12 protein-coding genes and 1 pseudogene are annotated in these 18,006 nt (G+C 74.4%); 7 read left to right on the forward strand and 6 right to left on the reverse strand.

Annotation, left to right across the window (positions count from 1 at the left end; all coding sequences use genetic code 11):
- From VGD85_RS21465 to VGD85_RS21475, 3 genes are all read right to left on the reverse strand, one after another.
- The coding region (locus tag VGD85_RS21465; protein ID WP_331065469.1) for a hypothetical protein at nt 1-401 on the reverse strand (401 nt) is incomplete at its 3' end.
- A gap of 64 nt (nt 402-465) precedes the next feature.
- Nucleotides 466-2,259 carry a GAF domain-containing sensor histidine kinase gene (locus VGD85_RS21470; RefSeq protein WP_331065470.1) on the reverse strand — a complete coding sequence of 598 codons (1,794 nt, stop codon included), beginning with the start codon at nt 2,257-2,259 and terminating at the stop codon, nt 466-468.
- Nucleotides 2,260-2,335: 76 nt separating this feature from the next.
- On the reverse strand, nt 2,336-2,845 hold the full coding sequence (locus VGD85_RS21475) for a cupin domain-containing protein (protein WP_331065471.1): 510 nt from the start codon (nt 2,843-2,845) through the stop codon (nt 2,336-2,338).
- Between the two features lie 136 nt (nt 2,846-2,981).
- Between VGD85_RS21475 and VGD85_RS21480 the strand changes: the two genes are divergently transcribed.
- The 6 genes from VGD85_RS21480 (at nt 2,982) to VGD85_RS21505 (ending at nt 13,849) form a co-directional block, all read left to right on the forward strand.
- Nucleotides 2,982-3,920 carry an ABC transporter ATP-binding protein gene (locus VGD85_RS21480; protein WP_331065472.1) on the forward strand — a complete coding sequence of 313 codons (939 nt, stop codon included), beginning with the start codon at nt 2,982-2,984 and terminating at the stop codon, nt 3,918-3,920.
- Nucleotides 3,917-4,735 (forward strand): ABC transporter permease, encoded by an 819-nt coding sequence (locus tag VGD85_RS21485; protein WP_331065473.1) that lies wholly within the window; start codon nt 3,917-3,919, stop codon nt 4,733-4,735. The genes VGD85_RS21480 and VGD85_RS21485 overlap by 4 nt, the downstream gene beginning before the upstream one ends.
- Nucleotides 4,736-4,807: 72 nt before the next feature.
- The gene (gene recC / locus VGD85_RS21490; RefSeq protein ID WP_331065474.1) at nt 4,808-8,086 is read left to right on the forward strand and encodes an exodeoxyribonuclease V subunit gamma; all 3,279 of its coding nucleotides are present in this window, start codon (nt 4,808-4,810) and stop codon (nt 8,084-8,086) included.
- 5 nt (nt 8,087-8,091) lie between these two features.
- Nucleotides 8,092-11,385 (forward strand): UvrD-helicase domain-containing protein, encoded by a 3,294-nt coding sequence (locus VGD85_RS21495; protein ID WP_331065480.1) that lies wholly within the window; start codon nt 8,092-8,094, stop codon nt 11,383-11,385.
- On the forward strand, nt 11,382-13,127 hold the full coding sequence (recD, locus tag VGD85_RS21500) for an exodeoxyribonuclease V subunit alpha (protein WP_331065475.1): 1,746 nt from the start codon (nt 11,382-11,384) through the stop codon (nt 13,125-13,127). Before VGD85_RS21495 ends, recD begins: the two co-directional genes overlap by 4 nt.
- Nucleotides 13,128-13,228: 101 nt before the next feature.
- Nucleotides 13,229-13,849 (forward strand): ACT domain-containing protein, encoded by a 621-nt coding sequence (locus tag VGD85_RS21505; RefSeq protein WP_331065476.1) that lies wholly within the window; start codon nt 13,229-13,231, stop codon nt 13,847-13,849.
- A 117-nt stretch (nt 13,850-13,966) separates the two neighbouring features.
- Here VGD85_RS21505 and VGD85_RS21510 read toward each other — a convergent pair whose 3' ends face one another.
- The 3 genes from VGD85_RS21510 to VGD85_RS21520 form a co-directional block, all read right to left on the reverse strand.
- Complete coding sequence (locus tag VGD85_RS21510; RefSeq protein ID WP_331065477.1) at nt 13,967-15,271, reverse strand: MFS transporter; 1,305 nt, start codon at nt 15,269-15,271, stop codon at nt 13,967-13,969.
- Nucleotides 15,272-15,373: 102 nt separating this feature from the next.
- Nucleotides 15,374-16,822: an alpha/beta hydrolase gene (locus VGD85_RS21515; protein ID WP_331065478.1), complete on the reverse strand. Its 1,449-nt coding sequence runs from the start codon at nt 16,820-16,822 to the stop codon at nt 15,374-15,376.
- 35 nt (nt 16,823-16,857) lie between these two features.
- Complete coding sequence (locus tag VGD85_RS21520; protein ID WP_331065479.1) at nt 16,858-17,304, reverse strand: nitroreductase family deazaflavin-dependent oxidoreductase; 447 nt, start codon at nt 17,302-17,304, stop codon at nt 16,858-16,860.
- Nucleotides 17,305-17,426: 122 nt separating this feature from the next.
- Here VGD85_RS21520 and VGD85_RS21525 point away from each other — a divergent pair.
- Nucleotides 17,427-18,006 (forward strand): annotated as a pseudogene (locus tag VGD85_RS21525) (MFS transporter); the annotation flags it as partial.

An 18,006-nucleotide genomic window follows, 5' to 3' on the forward strand; every position in this document is an offset into this window, starting at 1 on the left:
CCGGTCGCGTCGATGACCAGTCCCGTGCCGGCGGCCTCGCCGTCGACGAGGGTGGTGTCGATGAGCACGACCCCGCGGGACTGCTTCTCGCTCGCAGCGGTGGCCGTCGCCGCGTCGTTGCCGGTGCCGGTGCCGGTGCCGGTGCTGGGACCGGGCTGGCCCCAGGCCGGCGACTGCAGGTCCTCGAGGTCGGTGCCGGAGGCACTGGTCGTCTGCTGGGCGACGGTGTCGGTGCCGTCGTCGCGCAGCGTCGCCCAGGTCACGGGGACCGCGACCGAGGCGGCGAGCACGCCGCCGGCGATCGCGCCGGCCAGCGGGCCGCGCCAGGTCCGGTGGCCAGGACGCCTCGCGCTGGCGTCGGAGGTGGGGCGGTCGGGGGTGTGGGTGGTCTCGGGGTCCATGTCCTCAGTTGACGCCGGTGACCTGGATCGGGCGTCGGTGCCGCCTGTGGGCTTCCTGTGGGTGTCAGCCGGCGGGGAGACGCACCGTGAACGTCGTCCCCGCACCGAGCCGGGAGCGGACCCGGACCTCGCCGTGGTGGCGCTCGACGATCGTGGCGACGATGGCCAGGCCGAGGCCGGTGCCGGGCTCGCGCATCGCGTCGGGGTTCGTGGTGCGGAAGAACGGCCGGAACAGCCCGACCTGGTCCTCCTCGGAGATGCCGAGCCCGTCGTCGGAGACCCGGATCTCCGCGGCCGGCCCGCGTCGTTCGAGCGTGATCGTGACGGTGCCGCCGGCCGGGGTGTACTTGACGGCGTTGCTGACCAGGTTGCCGACGAGGCGGTCGAGCTCGGCGGGGTCGCCGGGGACCACGACCGGGGCGTCGGCATGCTCGAAGCGGACGTCGATGGTCTTGGCGGCCGCGGTCGAGCCGACGAGGTCGAGGACACCGGTGGCGATGGTCCGCAGGTCGACCGGCACCCGCACCAGCGGATGCTGAGGGTCGCTGACCCGGGCGAGCAGCAGCAGGTCCTCGACGACCTTGGTCATCCGCACCGTGCCGCGCGTCATCGCGGCCTGGTAGGGCCGGGCCGCCTCGTCGAGGTCGAGGTCGCCGAGGAGCTCGAGGTTGCCGGAGATGACCGTGAGCGGAGTGCGCAGCTCGTGGGACAGCGTCGCGATCAGCTGCGTGCGATAGGCGTCGAGCTGCTGGAGCTCGTGGACCAGTCGGCGCTCCCGCTCGAGCGCACGGACGGTCATCAGCGCGGCGCCGAGGTCGTAGCCGATCTGCAGCGCGGAGCCGATCTCCACCGAGGACCACGGCGGGTCCTGGCCACGGCGGGAGAGCACGAGGAACCCGAGGCACTCGGCGCCCGCCCCGAGCGGCACCGCGAGCGCCGAGGCGAGGCCGAGCCCCGCGATCTGGCGTCGGGCCTCGTCGAGCAGCGGCTGCGCCTCCGCGCCGGTCAGGGTCGGCTCGACCCCGTCGGCGATCACCAGGACCTGCTGGGTCTCCCACAGCCTCGGGGCGAGCTCGTGGGCGAGGTCGACCATCCGGTCGGAGAGGTCGACCGGATGTCCCTCGCGGGACCGCGCGTGCCCGATGCCGGCACCGTCCGCCTCGTCGTCGAAGACCTGGATCCAGGAGCCGGCGGCCCGGAACCCCTCGACCAGCGGCACGTGGGTCTGGTCGAGCACCGCCTGCACTGACCCCTGGTCGGGCGACGACGCCGAGCGGATCAACCGGCGGGCCGCCTCGGAGTGGGCGACCTGCTGGACGAGCTGCTCGCGCTCGAATGCCGTCACGACGGCCCGCTCGGCCTGGGCGGCGTACCGCTCCAGCAGCCGGCGCTGGGCGGGATCGGGGCGGCGGCCGGAGACCGGCCGGTCCACCGACATCGCGCCGATCAGGCGGCCGTCGTCGTCGCGCAGCAGCCCGACGAGCACGTCCATCGGGTGCCAGGCGTCGAGTACGTCGGCGCGCTCCTCGGCCACGACCAGCCAGTGCCCCTCGAGCGCGGACGCGTCGTAGTCCTCGGCGGCCAGGAAGCGGAACCGGCCCCAGGCCTCCGCCTGCGCGAGCACCGGGTCCAGCACCGACACGGGGTCGCTCGCGGAGAGGTACTCGCGGAACTCCTCCGGACCCGTGTAGGCCACGGTGACCAGCTGGTCGTCGAGCACGACCGACAAGGTGGCGAGCTCGAAGCCGATCATCTCGGCGACGGACTCGACCATCAGCTGCAGGACCGCGCGAGCGGCGGAGTCGGACCAGCCGGCGCCCGCGTCCCGCGGCGGCTGCGCCGCGTCGCCCTCTGCCACCGTGCCCGCCCTCCCAGCGTCGTCGTGTGCCGGCCTCCCACCGGCCCCACGAGTATGGCGGTCCGGACGCGGTCCGTCAGTCGGGGATGGCGGCGGGCCGGCCGGTGCGCAGCAGCGTGGCGATGTAGATGACGATCGGCGTCGTACCCGCGTTGCGGGCGTGGTGGACCTCGCCCTGCTCCTCGATCAGCCACCGGCCGGGGCGGACCTTGACGGTCTCGCCGGCGTCGATCGTGCGGACCAGGGTGGCGTCGTCGCCGGGGCCCGTCATCAGCTTGGCCTGACCGGACTCGACCGTGTAGGTCAGCGTCCCCTCGGCGACGTACCCGAGCTGCGCGCCCGGGTGGTGGTGGGAGCCGAGCTTGGCGCCCGGCATGACCACGACCTTGCTGAGGCCCAGGGTGCGGTGCGGCGCACCGGGCGGCGCGGCGACCTCGGCGAGCGGCTCGCGGGTGACGACCACGGGGGCCGCGCGGTCGGCGCCGTCGGCAGCGGTGGCGGAGACGGCGATGCCGGCGCCGAAGCCGGAGCAGACCAGCGCGAGCCCGCCGAACGGGAGGAGGAGACGCTTCATGTCCACGGTCATGCTCGGGAGGGTAGGGAGCGCCCGCCGTACGCCGCAGCCGATCGGGCGAACCCGGGCCCACCCCGAGACCCGCCAGGGTCAGGTCCGGGGTCACCCCCGATGTGCGGGGTCGGCGGGTCGCCGCAGGGTGGACCCCATGATCCGCGCCCACGCACTCACCAAGCGCTTCGCCGCCCCGCAGGGGCAGAGCCGGGTGGCCGTCGACGGCATCGACTTCGTCGTCGAGCCCGGCCGGGTCACCGGCTTCCTCGGTCCCAACGGCGCCGGCAAGTCCACGACGATGCGGATGATCCTGGGCCTCGACGCGCCGACCTCCGGGACCGTCAGCGTCAACGGGCACCGGTACGCCGCCGCCCCGGCGCCGCTCCGCGAGATCGGCGCCCTCCTCGACGCGCACGCCATCCACCCCGGGAGGTCGGCACGCGACCACCTGAGGTGGATGGCGGCGTCCAACGGCATCCCCACCACTCGGGTCGGCGAGGTGCTCGAGCTGGTCGGCCTGGAGTCGGTGGCCGGCCAGCGGGCCGGGCGGTACTCGCTCGGCATGGGCCAGCGGCTCGGCATCGCCGCCGCGATGCTCGGCGACCCGCCGGTCGTGGTCCTCGACGAGCCGGTCAACGGCCTCGACCCCGAGGGCATCCGCTGGGTGCGCACGTTCGCCCGGCAGCTCGCCGACGAGGGCCGGACCGTGTTCATCTCCAGCCACCTGATGTCGGAGATGGCGCTGATGGCCGACCACCTCCTGGTGATCGGCCGCGGGCGGATCCTTGCCGACTGCTCGATGAACGAGTTCATGGCCGACCACGCTGCGTCGTACGTGCGCGTCAAGGCGCCGGCGCTCGGCGACGTCGCCCACCTGCTCACCGGCCGGGGGCTCGACGTCACCCGCGTCGACGACGAGCTGCGCGTGGTCGGGCTCGACGCGGCGGCCATCGGCGAGCTCGCGTTCCGGCGCGGCCTGATGCTGCACGAGCTGACGCTGGTGCGCTCCTCGCTCGAGGACGCGTTCATGGCGCTGACCGCCGACAGCGTGGAGTACCACGCCACGGGCGCGCCGAAGGGGGCCCTGCGATGACCGCGACGATGACCGAGGGCGGCACGCTCGTCGTGAGCCCCGACGTGGGCGGCCCGGGCTTCGGGGCGGTGCTGCGCGCGGAGTGGCTCAAGCTGCGGACCGTCCGGTCGACCTGGTGGACGCTGGTCGCGACGTTCGTGCTCGGCGCCGGACTGACCGTGCTGCTGTGCTGGGGCAATGCCGACTGGCTGGCCTCCCCGGAGGCCGACGAGTCGCCGGGCTCGTTCATCACCTGGGGGATGATGATCGCGCAGATCACCGCGGTCGTGCTGGGCGCGCTCGTGGTCACCACCGAGTACGGCACCGGGATGATCCGCTCCACGTTCGCCGCCGTACCGGCCCGGGGCCGGGTCCTGGCCGCGAAGTCCCTCCTGCTGGTCACGGTGCTGTTCGTCGTGGGCACCGCGACCGCGTTGGTCGGGTACGCCGGCGGCAACTACTTCCTCGACCGCGAGGGCATCGGGATGGCGCTCGAGGGCGGCGTGCTGCGCTCGATGTACGGCTCGGGCCTGTACCTGGCCGGCATCGGGTTGTTCACCGTCGCCGTCGGGTTCCTGCTCCGGCACACCGCCGGCACGATCTCGGTCGTCCTCGCCCTGATGCTGATCCTCGGCAACATGGTCAACCTGGTGCCCGGCACGTTCGGCGAGTGGCTGACCAAGCTGATGCCCGGCAACGCGGGCTCGGTGATCTCGACCCCGGTGCCGTTCAACCCCGACCTGCTCGGCCCCTGGACCGGCCTCGCGGTGTTCGCCGCCGAGACCGCCCTGCTGCTGGCCGCGGCGTACGTCATGCTGCGGCGGCGCGACGCGTAGGGGCGGAGGCGGCCGACGAATCTCGCGGCCGACCGACGTGGCGCTGTCCGCGCCGGCGAATAGGGTCGCGGTGTGACCCTGCAGATCCACCGAGCCGCGCGCACCGACGTGCTCGCGGACGCGCTCGGTGACCTGCTGAGCACGCCGCTGGACGACTCATTCGCCCAGGAGGTCGTGGTCGTGCCGGCCAAGGGTGTGGAGCGCTGGCTGACCCAGCGGCTCAGCCACCGGCTCGGCACCGGACCGCGGGGCGGCGACGGGGTGTGCGCGGGCGTGCGGTTCCTCAACCCGCGGTCGCTGGTGTCGCTCCTGCTGGGTCGCGAGCGCGACGACCCGTGGGACCCCGAGCGGCTGGTGTGGCCGCTGCTCGCGACGATCGACGAGAGCCTGGACGACCCGGTCTTCGCGACGCTCGCGCGCCACCTCGGCCACGACCAGGACGGCGCCGACGGCGAGCTGCGCCGCAGCCGGCGCTACTCCGTCGCGCTGCGGCTGGCGCACCTGTTCGCGTCGTACGCCGTGCAGCGCCCCGCGCTGGTCACCGCCTGGCGCGAGGGGAACGACGCCGACCTCCCTCCCGATCTGGCCTGGCAGCCCGAGCTGTGGCGCCGGCTGGTCGCCCAGGTCGGCGCCCCGCCGCCCGACGTCCGGCACGCCGAGACCTGCGCGGCGCTGCAGGAGGGTGGGCGGGACCTGCCGCTGCCCGACCGGCTCTCGCTGTTCGGCCACACCCGCCTCCCGGTCACCGAGGTCGCGCTGCTCCGGGCGCTGGGTCAGCACCGCGACGTGCACCTGTTCCTGCCCCAGCCCTCGCCGGCGCTCTGGGACGACCTCGCCGGGCTCGGCGGCGTCGTCGCGCGCGAGGCCGACGACTCCGTCGAGCGGGTGGCGCACCCGCTGCTGGCCTCGCTCGGCCGCGACGCCCGCGAGCTGCGGCGGCTGCTCGACGGTGTCCCCTCGACGCTGGTGCCCGTGCCCGACGGCCCCGCCGACACCCTGCTCGCGTGGCTCCAGCACGACCTGCGCGCCAACCGCGCGCCGTCCCACGACGAGCGCGCGACCCGGCGGCTCGACCCCGAGGACCACAGCCTCCAGGTGCACGCCTGCCACGGTCCGGCCCGCCAGGTCGACGTGCTGCGTGAGGTGCTGGTCGGGCTGCTCGAGGACGACCCGACCCTCGAGCCGCGCGACGTGCTCGTCATGTGCCCCGACATCGAGACCTACGCGCCGCTGATCTCGGCGGGCTTCGGCCTCGCGACGACCGAGGGCCACCCCGCCCACCGGTTGCGCGTCAAGCTCGCCGATCGGGCGCTCACCAGCACCAACCCGCTGCTCGCCGTCGCGAGCGACCTCCTCGAGCTCGCGGGGGGCCGGGTGACGGCGTCCGAGGTGCTCGACCTGGCGGGGTCCGAGCCGGTGCGGCGCCGGTTCGGGTTCACCGACGACGAGCTCGACCGGATCTCGCGCTGGGTGGCGCGGGCCGGCGTGCGGTGGGGCCTCGACGAACAGTCGCGCACGGCGTTCCGGATGGAGCGGTTCCCGCACAACACCTGGCGCACCGGCCTCGACCGGATCCTGCTCGGGGTCGCGATGAGCGGCGACGACCACCACCATCTCGGCCGGGGCCTGCCACTCGACGACGTCGCGAGCTCCGAGATCGACCTCGCCGGCCGGCTCGCCGAGCTCGTCGCGCGCGTCGACCACACGCTCGCGGCGCTGGCCGCGGCCAGCACGGTCGCCGACTGGACCACCGGGCTGCGCGACGGCGTCCGCTCCCTGGTCGACGTGCCGGCCGACGACGCCTGGCAGGTGCCGCAGTTCGAGCGCGAGCTGGCCCGCGCCGCCGCGTCCTCCCACGAGGGCGGCCTCGAGCTGCGGCTCTCCGACGTGCGCGCGATGCTCGCGTCGCGGCTGGCCGGCCGGCCCACCCGCGCCAACTTCCGCACCGGCAGCCTGACGGTCGCCACCATGGTGCCGATGCGCTCGGTGCCCCACCGGGTCGTCTGCCTGGTCGGTCTCGACGACGGGGTGTTCCCGCGCGCCGGCGCCGTCGACGGCGACGACGTGCTCGCCCGGCGCCCGCTCACCGGCGAACGCGACGTGCGCAGCGAGGACCGGCAGCTGCTCCTCGACGCGGTGCTCGCCGCGACCGAGCACCTCGTGATCACCTACTCCGGGGCCGACGAGCAGTCCGGAGCGAGCCGGCCGCCCGCCGTACCCCTCGGCGAGATCCTCGACGCCGCCGACCGCACTACCGCGGAGCCGGTGCGCGAGCGGATCCTCACCCGCCACCCGCTCCAGCCCTACGACGCGCGCAACTTCGCCCGCGAGCGCCCGTTCAGCTTCGACACCGCCGCGCTCGCGGGCGCACGCTCGGCGTGGGGCGTACGCCGCGAGCCGCCCCCGCTGCTCGACGGACCGCTGCCGCCGCGGCCTCGCGAGGACGTCTCGCTGCAGGACCTGCGCGACTTCCTGGCCCATCCCGTGCGGGCCTTCCTCCGCGGGCGGCTGGACGTGGCGGCGCCGTTCGAGCCCGACGACCTCGCCGACGCGATCCCGGTGTCGCTCGACAGCCTGGAGAAGTGGCAGATCGGCGACCGGCTGCTGCGCGAGCTCCTCGCGGGGCAGGACCCGGTCGCGGTGATGACCGCCGAGCAGCTCGCCGGCACGCTGCCGCCCGGTGGTCTCGGCACCCGCGCCCTGCACGAGGTCGCCGAGGAGTGCCAGCGGCTGTGGTCACGCACGGCCGACGTCCGCGAGGGCGAGCGCCGCTCGGTCGACGTCGACGTCGACCTCGGTGACGGGCGCCGGCTCACCGGCACCGTCCCCGGCGTCTACGGCAGCCGGGTGGTCAGCCTCGGCTACTCCCGGCTCAACGCCCGGCAGCGGCTGCACGCGTGGGTCGACCTGCTCGCGCTGTCGGCGACCTACCCCGACCAGCACTGGACCGCGCACGCGATCGGCAAGGACCGCGCCGGCCCCAAGCGCGCGCTGAGCGGGCCGCTGGACCACCGGGCCGTCGACTGGCTGCGTGACCTGGTCGAGCTCCGCGACCGCGGGCTGGGTGCCCCGCTGCCGGTGCCGGTGAAGACCGGGCTGGCGTGGGCGGAGGCCTACGCGCGTGAGCTGATGGGCCAGGACCACCCGCCGGTCGAGGCGGCGCGGCGCGAGTGGGAGACCGACCCGCACAACGCCTTCGGCATCACCGGCGAGGACGCGGATCCCTACCACCAGCGGGTGTTCGGGGTCGACGCGCCGGTCGAGGCCCTCGTCGCCGCGGGGCTGGGCGAGCAGGCATGGGCGATCTGGGAGCCGCTGCTGTCCGGTGCCGAGCGGGTGGGCCCGCTGTGAGCACCATGCGTCCCTTCGCGATCACCGACCCGCTGCCCACCGGCACCGTCCTCCTCGAGGCGAGCGCCGGCACCGGCAAAACCTGGACGATCGGCGCGCTCGTCACGCGGTACGTCGCCGAGGGGGTCGCCCGGCTCGAGCAGATGCTCGTCGTGACGTTCGGCCGCGCCGCCAGCCAGGAGCTGCGCGAGCGGGTGCGCGCCCAGCTGGTCGAGGCCGAGCGGGTGCTGAGCGATGACCCGGAGGCTGGTGGCGTCGGCGACTCCGACCTGGTCGCGTTGCTTCGCTCGTGGGGCCCCGAGGACCGGCGTCGCGGTCACCGGCGGGTCACCGAGGCGCTCGCGGGGTTCGACGCCGCGACCATCGCGACCACCCACCAGTTCTGCTCGATGGTGCTCGACTCCCTCGGCGTGGCCGGCGACACCGACGCGCGGGCGCGGCTGGTCGAGGACCTCGACGACCTCGTGAAGGAGACCGTCGACGACCTCTACCTGCGGGCGTTCGCGGACGCCGAGCCCGCGTTCACCCACGACGAGGCGCTGGCGATCGCCCGGGCCGCGGTCGGCGATCCCCAGGCCCGGCTCGAGCCCGCGGCCGAGGACCGGTCGACGACGCCCGGGCGCAAGGTCAGCTTCGCCCGCACCGTCCGCGACGAGCTCGACCGGCGCAAGCGCCGGCTCGGGATCCTCTCCTACGACGACCTGCTCTCCCAGCTCGCCGATGCCCTCGACCGACCCGACAGCCCCGCAGCGCAACGGATGCGGGCGCGCTGGCAGATCGTGCTCGTCGACGAGTTCCAAGACACCGACCCCGTGCAGTGGGACGTGCTCGACCGCGCCTTCACCGGCCACGCCACGATGGTGCTGATCGGCGACCCCAAGCAGGCGATCTACGCCTTCCGCGGCGGCGACGTCACCACCTATCTCCGCGCCGCCGAGACGGCCCGGGTCCGGCAGACGCTCGCGGTCAACCGCCGCAGCGACGCGCCGCTCCTCGACTCGCTGCAGGCCCTGCTCGCGGGCGCCGCGCTCGGCGACGAACGCATCGTCGTGCACGACGTCACCGCCCACCACGCCGAGTCGCGACTCCAGGGGGCTCCGGTGGCCCACCCGTTCCGGCTGCGCGTGGTGCGGCGCGACACGTTCGGGCGCCGCGGCGGCAGCACGCTGACGGTCGGCCAGGTGCGACCGCACGTCGCGCGGGACCTCGCGCTCGACGTACGCCGGCTCCTCGCCTCGGGCGCCACCTGGTGCGGCGAGTCGATCCGGCCCCGCGACGTCGCGGTGATCAGCTATCGCCACGCCGACCTCGCGTCCGTGCGCGAGGCGCTGCTCGACGTCGGGGTGCCCGCGGTCATCGCCGGTGGCGGCAGCGTGTTCGCCACCCCCGCCGCGGTCGAGTGGCTCACGCTGCTGGAGGCGCTCGAGCAGCCGCACCGCAGCACCCGCGTGCGCTCCGCGGCGCTGACCTGCTTCTTCGGCCACACCGCCGCCGAGCTCGACGCCGGGGGCGACGACCTGACCGACGAGGTCGCCGACACCCTGCGCGGCTGGGTGGAGCTGTTCGCCACCCGCGGCCTCGCGGCGGTGCTCGAGGCGGCCAACGTGGCCGGCCTGCCCGAGCGGGTGCTGGCCGAGGTCGGCGGCGACCGCCGGCTCACCGACCTGCGCCACATCGGTGAGGCGCTGCACGAGGTCACGCTGACCGAGCGCCACGGGCTGCCGTCCCTGCTCACCTGGCTGCGTGAGCAGGTCACCGAGGGCCGCGCCGGCCGCGGCGTCGAGCGCACCCGGCGGCTCGACTCCGACGCGGCCGCGGTCCAGCTCGTGACGATCCACGCCAGCAAGGGCCTCGAGTACCCCGTGGTCTACGTGCCCGCCCTCGCCGACCGGTTCGTCCCCAAGCCGACCCGGCCGCTGTTCCACGACGACGACGGCACCCGCTGCCTCGACGTCGGCGGCTCGCGCACCGGCGGCAGCTGGACCGACCACTGCCGGCGGTGGGCCGACGAGGAGGCCGGGGAGTGGCTGCGGCTGCTCTACGTCGCGACCACGCGCGCCAAGTCGCAGGTGGTCGCCTGGTGGGCGCCCACCAAGAACGCCGTCGCCTCACCCCTGCACCGGCTGCTGATGCGCGACCCCGACGACGCCTCCTCGGACGTGCCGGAGTCGCCTGCCGTTCCCGACGACGACGCCGTCATCACGCTGTTCTCCCGCTGGCGCGACCGCGGTGGCCCGGCGCCCGAGGCCGCGATCCACGCCGACCCGGGCGCGGACCCGCCCCTGCCGGACGTGCCCGACCTGGCGGCGCGGTCGTTCACCCGCGCCATCGACACCGAGTGGCGGCGTGCGTCGTACTCCTCGCTCAGCAAGGTCGAGGCCGTGGTGCCCGCCGGAGTCGTCGGTGCGGTCGCGAGCGAGCCGGAGGTCAGCGCCAAGGAGGACGAGGCGCTCACTCCGGAGTCCGTGCCGGTGGCGTCGCCGGTCGCTGGTGACGTGCCGTCGCCGATGGCGGGGCTGCCGGTCGGTGCGACGTTCGGCTCGCTGGTGCACGCGGTGCTCGAGCACACCGACCCCGACGCGCCCGACCTGCGGGCCGAGCTGCTCGGCCACATCGACGAGCAGCTCGGCTGGTGGCCGGTGGCGCTCGACCGCGACGAGCTCGCCGACGCGCTGGTCGCGGTCTGCGACTCGCCGCTCGGCCCGCTCGCCGACGGCACCACGCTGCGCCAGGTCGGGCTCGGCGACCGCTTGCGCGAGATGGACTTCGAGCTGCCGTTGGGCGACGGACTGCTCGGCGACCTCGGACCGCTGCTCGAGCGGCACCTGCCGCCCGACGACCCCGTGCGGGCCTATGCCACCCAGCTCCACGGCCCGCTGGGCCAGCAGACCCTGCGCGGCTACCTCACCGGCTCGGTCGACGTGGTCCTGCGACTGCGCTCGGAGCAGGGGCCCCGCTACCTCGTCGTCGACTACAAGACCAACTGGTTGGGGCCGGCCGAGGAGCCGCTGACCGCCCACAGCTACGCACCGGACGCGCTCGACGCCGCGATGGGCCACTCCGACTATCCCCTGCAGGCGCTGCTGTACGCCGCGGTCCTGCACCGGTTCCTGCGCTGGCGCCAGCCCGGCTACGACCCGGACCGCCATCTCGGCGGGGTGCTGTACCTCTACCTGCGCGGCATGTGCGGACCCGAGACACCGCTGGTCGACGGCTCGCCCTGCGGCGTCTTCTCCTGGCGGCCGCCGGTCGCGCTGGTCGAGGAGCTCTCCGACCTGCTGGACCGAGGACCGAGATGAGCGAGCTGTTCGAGCCCGTCGACGAGCACGACTGGAGGATCGCGACCGGTGCGAGCGGTCTGCTCGCCACGTTCAACGAGGCCGGTCTGCTGACCTCGTCCGACGTGCACGTCGCGACCCGGATCGGCGTGCTCGGCGGCGAGTCCGACGAGCGGATGCTGCTGGCGGTCGCGCTCACCGTGCGCGCCGTGCGCCGGGGGTCGGTCTGCCTCGACCTCGCGAGCGTCGCCGCCACCGCTCCCGAGCTGCCCTGGCCCGAGGAGTGGCCGGTCGCGGACTCCCCGCTCGTGCACGCCGGCGTGGTGCGACACGAGCACGGCCTGCTCTACCTCGACCGCTACCACCGGCTCGAGCGCCAGGTCCACGACGACCTCGCCGCCCGGCTGTCGCTCGCGCCGCCGGGCGTCGACGAGCAGCGGCTCGAGGCGGCGCTGGCGCGGCTCGGCAGCGGGCACTTCAGCCCCGAGCAGCGCGACGCCGTCGTCGGGGCCGTCCGGCGGCGTACGACGATCCTCACCGGAGGCCCCGGCACCGGCAAGACGACCACGGTCGCCCGGCTGCTGACCCTGCTCGCGGACCAGGCCGGGGGCGCGCTCTCGATCGCGCTGGCGGCGCCGACCGGCAAGGCCGCGACCCGGCTGCAGGAGGCGGTCACGACCGAGCTCGCCGCCGTCGCGACGACCTGGCCCGAGGCGCCGGGGCTGGTCGGGCGGCTCGACGGCCTGACCCTGCACCGGCTGCTGGGCTGGCGCCCCGACAACGCGACCCGGTTCCGCCACGACCGGGCCAACCGGCTGAAGTACGACGTGGTCGTGGTCGACGAGTCGTCGATGGTCGAGCTGACGATGATGGGCCGGCTGCTCGAGGCGCTGCGCCCGGACTCCCGGCTGGTGCTGGTCGGCGACCCGCAGCAGCTCACCTCGGTGGGTGCGGGGGCCGTGCTCAGCGACCTCGTGGCCGGCTACGACGGCCGCCCCGACTCGCCCGTCGCCCAGCTCAGCACGAACTTCCGCTCCGAGGAGGACATCAAGTCGCTGGCCGCCGCGCTGCGCTCGGGCGATCCCGACGAGGTCGTGCGCGTGCTGCGCACGCCGTCGGACCAGGTGTCGTGGGTGGCGACCTCCGACGAGACCGAGGTCGAGGCGGCGCTGCGCCCCGACTCGCTCGCGGCGGCCCGGGCGGTCTGGACGGCGGCGCGTGCCGAGGACCCGGCCGCGGCGCTCGCCGAGCTCGACCGCTACCGGCTGCTGTGCGCGCACCGCGAGGGCCCCTACGGCGTACGCCGCTGGAACCACCTCGTCGAGCGCTGGCTCGCCGAGGACCCGGAGGTGGACCTCTACGCGGAGTGGTACGTCGGACGGCCCCTGCTGGTGACCAGCAACGACTATGCGCTGGACGTCTACAACGGCGAGAGCGGCGTCGTGGTCCGCCAGGGCCAGCGGCGACGGGTGTTCGTGGGGGGCTCGGAGCGGCTCAAGGAGTTCGCGCCCGGCCGGCTCGACACCGTCGAGACCATGCACGCGATGACCATCCACAAGAGCCAGGGCAGTCAGGCCGACCGGGTCAGCGTGCTGTTGCCCGACGAGGGGTCGCGGCTGCTCACGCGCGAGCTGTTCTACACCGCGGTCACCCGCGCCCGACACCACGTGCGGGTGGTCGGGTCCGAGGCCGCCGTACGCGCCGCCGTCGCGACCCGCGCGCAGCGCGCCACCGGGCTGCCCCGGCGTCTGGCGGAGGGCTGAGGAAGGGGCCGGCGGCGGGTCTGGCGGAGCATCTCGCGGAGCGTTGAGGAAACGCGCCCGCAACCTCGGGCGGCTAGGGTCGGGGTCGGATTGGAGTTGAGATGCCCTACCTGCTGCGCGTGGAGCTGCCCGATGTCCCGGGATCGCTGGGTCGGCTCGCGAGCGCCATCGGTGAGGCCGGTGGCGACATCCAGGCCATCGAGATCGTCGAGAAGCACCACGGTGGCACGGCCGTCGACGACGTGTTCCTCGAGATGGAGCCGGGCTCGATGCCCGACTCGGTCGTCTCGACGCTCAACACGCTCGCGGGCGTCCGGGTGCTGTGGATCGGTCGGTACGCCGCGGCCGGCAACCTGTTCCTCGACCTCGAGGCCGTCGAGGAGCTGACCGACGACCCCGAGAGCGCCCTCGACCGGCTGATCGACCGGCTCCCCGTGGTGTTCCGCGCCGACTGGGGTGCCCGGGTGAGCAGGGCCGACGGCGTCGTCTACGCCACCGGCGCCGCCCCGCAGGACCTGACCTGGCAGCCGATCGAGCGGGCCGCGGCCCTCGAGTCCGCGGACGAGAACAACATCTTCTGCGGGGCCCGGCTGAACAAGTCCGAGATCGTGGTCATCGGCCGCCGCGGCGGCCCGGAGTTCCTCGACTCCGAGATCGCCCGACTCGGGCACCTGGCCGGCCTCGCGATGTCGATCTCCCGGGCCGCCCGCGCCGACCGCTGAGCCCGCCACCTGAGCCGTCCCCGACAGCTGTAACGCCGTGTTACCCCGACCTCCCGGGGTGTTGCAGCACGGGGGAGGAGTGGGTAAACGGGCGTTACAGCGAGCGGCCGCGGCGGCCTACGGCACGGAGCGGATCCGGGTGACGAACACCGACCCGAGGATCGCGACCAGGAACGACACGGCGTACAGCACGCCGTAGCCCACGGAGAACCGGTCGCCGTCGGTCTCGGTGACGCCGCCGGCGGCCTCGACGACGAGCAGGATGAGGGCGGCGATGAACGGCGCGAACACCTGGGGCAGGGCGTTGGCGATGTTGATGACCCCGAGGTCCTTGGCCCGGTCCGCGGCGCCGGGCAGCACCTGGGTGATCAGCGCGAAGTCGACCGAGGTGTAGATGCCGTAGCCGACGCCCAGCAGCACCGCGGCCGCCAGCGCCGCCGGCCAGCTCTGGCCGACGGCGAGCAGCAGCGACGCCATCGCGCCGACCACGCCCGACCAGATCACGAACACCTTCCGCTTGCCGCTGCGGTCGCTCCAGGCGCCGAACACGACGGTGGTCGCGATGATCACCGCCGCGTAGATCGCGGTCAGCACGAACACCCGGTCGTCGGCCTCGTCCTTGTCGACACCGATCACGTCCTGGAGGTAGTACAGGAGGTAGAGCAGCGCCAGTGCGTTGCCGAGGTTGACCAGGAACCGCGTGATCCACGCCCACGCGAAGTCGGGGTGCTCGCGCGGCGAGACCCAGAACGACCGGACGAACGCGCGCCGGTCGAAGGGTGCCGGCCGCTCGTCGGCGGCGAGCGGGACGTCGCGGGAGTCGAAGCAGTACGGCAGCGCCAGCAGCACCAGTGCGGCCGCGGTGACGGCGTACCCGGCCGCGATGCTGCCGGTCGCCGACGCGATGCCGGTGCCGCCGACGACCCCGACGGTCTGGGCGATCGCGAGGATGCCGCCCACGCGGCCCCGCTCGCCGACCGGCACCTGGTCGGGGACGGTAGCCGTGACCGCGGCGAGCATCGCGTTGAGCGTGGCCTGCGCCCCGCACCAGCCGAGCGCCATCACCACGACGTTGTCGGCCACCGCGAGCAGCAGCAGCGACAAGGCGCCGCCGACCGCGCCGCCGGCCACCCAGGGGAGCCGGCGGCCGGCCCGGAGCGTGGTGCGGTCGGAGAACGCCCCGAAGACCGGGTTGCACACCACGGACACGAACGCGCCGAGGCCGAGCACGACCGCCAGGACCGTCTTCTTGTCGTCTCCCGCGATCTCCTCGGCCTGCTGGGCGAGAAGCACCTGGATCGGCCCGAAGAAGCCCGCCCACAGCCCGATGCTGGCCAGCGTGATCGCGCCGATCCAGCGGCCCGGCGGGTTCGTGGTCGGCTCGGCCAGCGCCGAGCGCGACGCCGGGCTGGTCGCGGTCACCTGCGCATCGTGGCGCACCTCTCCCGTCGAGACACCAGGAATGGTCGGGAAAGGGGCGGCCCGCCAGCCACTTCTGGTGTCTCGACGACCCCAGAGGACGGGTCAGGAGCAGCCGACCCCCGTGACATCGGCGTCGGCGACCGGGCCGTGGGGCGTGTGCACGGCGTACGCCGAGCAGTAGTAGAAGCTCAGCAGCTCGTCGCGGCGCAGCCGCACCGGGGACCACCGGCCGTCGCCGACGGGCTCGAGGTAGCGGAAGGAGTCGGCGAGCAGCGCACGGGTGTTGTCGCGGTGCTTGAGGTAGCGGTCCAGCCAGCGCTGCACGTAGACGCTGGTGAGGTCCTGGCCGTAGCGGCTGGCCGGCAGCACGAGCGGGATGTCGGTGTACTCCAGGTGCGTGGAGGCACGGGGTACGACGAGCATCGCGTCCACCCCGGCGGCGCGCCAGGCGTCGTACCCGGTCGCGCGCTCGCGCCCCGGGTCCGGGCCGTCCGGGCTGGGCTGCGGGTTCAGCGAGCTGCCGCCGCTGAGCCACCACGGCGAGACCGTGAAGCCGTACTCCGACTGCACCGCCAGCGCCGGCACCACCGGCCGGTTGCCGGAGCCGTCGAGCGGCCCCGAGGACGACGGTCCGGCGAGCTTGTCGAGCGCCACGACAGCGGCGACCCGGCGGTCGGTGCCCTGCACCTTCGACACCGCCGCCGCGCCCATCGAGTGGCCGATGATCGCGATCCGCGTGGTCCGCCCGGGCGTCGCCGGGCGCGGGTCGGGGGACAGGTCGAGGCTGCGCAGGAACGGGTTGGCCCGCGAGGTGAAGAAGTCGAGCGCGTCCTCGGTGCCGACCACGAAGTTGGCCAGCTGCTGCGACGGGACACCCGGGCATCCGGACAGCTCGCCGCCCTCGGGTGCCGCCGACGGGTCGCAGAACGGCAGGCCGTCGACGGGCACCGGCGGGTCCTGGTGGGGCAGCGTCTCGCTGGTGCCCTGGCCCTGCACGTCGTAGGTCAGCACGACGTAGCCGCGCTCGGCGAGGTCCTGGGCCAGCCACTCGTACATGCCCTCGGACCCCTGCACCGAGCCCTCGGTGATGACCACGCCGGGGAACGGGCCGCGCAGCCGCCGGCCGGTGTAGGGGTCGGTCGCGCCGCGCAGCGGCTTGTAGACGTGGCCGCGCAGCCGTGCGCCGTACCGGTTCTCGAACGTGACCGCGCGGGAGGCGCCGCGGGTGCCGGCCCAGCCCGCGCGCAGCGGGTTGCCGACGTTCCAGCCGGGGACGACGTTGCCCGGGGTCAGCGCCGGCCGGGTCGGCGAGGCGACCTGGGCGAGCAGCTGGTCGACACCGCGCTGCGTCGAGGCGGCGACCAGCGCGGGGAGGTACGCCGGGTTCTGCAGCTGGCCGCCCTCGCCGGCGATCCGCCCGTAGGCGTCGGCGATGTTCTGCGCGTCGCGCTGGGTGTACGCCGGGTCACCCGGCGTGGGCGCACCGACCGCGGGGGTCGCGAGGGCCGTGGCCACGGCAAGGGACAGGACGCCCGTGAGGAGTGCACGCATGTGCGCTCAACGAGCGTCGTGCCCCGCGGGTGACGTCAGTCGGTGCGCTCGAGGAGGAAGACCGGGATCTCGCGGTCGGTCTTCTGCTGGTACTCCGCGTACGGCGCGTACTGGGCGACCGCGCGCTCCCACCACTCGGCCCGCTCGGCGCCCTCCGCGACGCGCACGGAGTAGGTGTGCTTCTCGCTCCCGTCCTGGAGCTCGACCTCCGGGTGGGCCACGAAGTTGTGGTACCAGGTCGGGTGCTCCGGGGCGCCGCCCTTGGACGCGACCGCGGCGTACACGCCGTCCTTCTCCACGCGCATGACGGGGTTCTTGCGGAGCTTGCCGGACTTGGCGCCCTTCGAGGTGATGACCACGACGGGCCACTCCGGCTTGCCCATCAGCAGGTTGCCGCGCTGCCCGTTGGAGGACTCGAACTCCTCGACCTGGTCGCGGACCCACTGCTCCGGGCTGGGCTCGTACTCGCCTTCGAGAGTCATGTTCACCAGAAGACCACGGGCACCGGACGTATTCCAGGCCTACGATGGCGCCATGCAGCTCCTCCGTGACTGACGGTTCGTGACCGCTCCGATCCTGTCCCTGCCGTCCACGGAGTCCACTGATGTCCGGCACCACCCACGCCGGGAGCCGCCTGCTCGCCCGCCCCGCGGTCCTGCGCACGTTCGCGCTGGGCCTCGTCGGCCGGTTGGGGTACGGCGTGCTCCCGCTCTCGTTCCTGTTCACCGTCCGGCAGGCGACCGGCTCGTTCTCCGCGGCCAGCGGGGCGGTCGCGCTGTTCGGGCTGGGCGCCCTCGCCATGCCCCTGCAGGCGCGGGCCCTCGACCGCTGGGGCCAGCGGCGGGTGCTGCCGCTGGTGGCCGGCACCTGGGTCGCCGTGCTGGTCGCGGCGCTGACCATGTCGACGGCCGGCGTGTCCGCGCCCGCGGCCTGGGTCGCGATCGCCGTCCCGCTCGGCGTGTGCGCGCCCGCGCTGGGCCCGTCGATGCGAGCCCAGTGGCGGTGGTTCACCGAGGGCACCGACCTGCGGGCCCGGGCGTACTCCGTCGACACCGTCGCCGAGGAGATGCTCTATCTCGTGGGGCCGGCGATCGCAGGCGGACTGCTGGCCGTCGGCCCGGCGCGCAACGGCCTCGCGCTGGTCGCCGCCCTCGCCGTCGTCGGCACCCTCGGCCTCGTGGTCT

This window comes from Nocardioides sp., assembly GCF_036401255.1.
Taxonomy (GTDB): Bacteria; Actinomycetota; Actinomycetes; order Propionibacteriales; family Nocardioidaceae; genus Nocardioides.

Excerpts from the sequence above, each read along its gene's own strand:
- VGD85_RS21475 (WP_331065471.1), bottom strand. The coding sequence starts at position 2,845 with ATGACCGTGGACATGAAGCGTCTCCTCCTCCCGTTCGGCGGGCTCGCG.
- VGD85_RS21480 (WP_331065472.1), top strand. The coding sequence starts at position 2,982 with ATGATCCGCGCCCACGCACTCACCAAGCGCTTCGCCGCCCCGCAGGGG.
- VGD85_RS21485 (WP_331065473.1), top strand. The coding sequence starts at position 3,917 with ATGACCGCGACGATGACCGAGGGCGGCACGCTCGTCGTGAGCCCCGAC.
- VGD85_RS21495 (WP_331065480.1), top strand. The coding sequence starts at position 8,092 with ATGCGTCCCTTCGCGATCACCGACCCGCTGCCCACCGGCACCGTCCTC.
- recD (WP_331065475.1), top strand. The coding sequence starts at position 11,382 with ATGAGCGAGCTGTTCGAGCCCGTCGACGAGCACGACTGGAGGATCGCG.
- VGD85_RS21505 (WP_331065476.1), top strand. The coding sequence starts at position 13,229 with ATGCCCTACCTGCTGCGCGTGGAGCTGCCCGATGTCCCGGGATCGCTG.
- VGD85_RS21515 (WP_331065478.1), bottom strand. The coding sequence starts at position 16,822 with ATGCGTGCACTCCTCACGGGCGTCCTGTCCCTTGCCGTGGCCACGGCC.
- VGD85_RS21520 (WP_331065479.1), bottom strand. The coding sequence starts at position 17,304 with ATGACTCTCGAAGGCGAGTACGAGCCCAGCCCGGAGCAGTGGGTCCGC.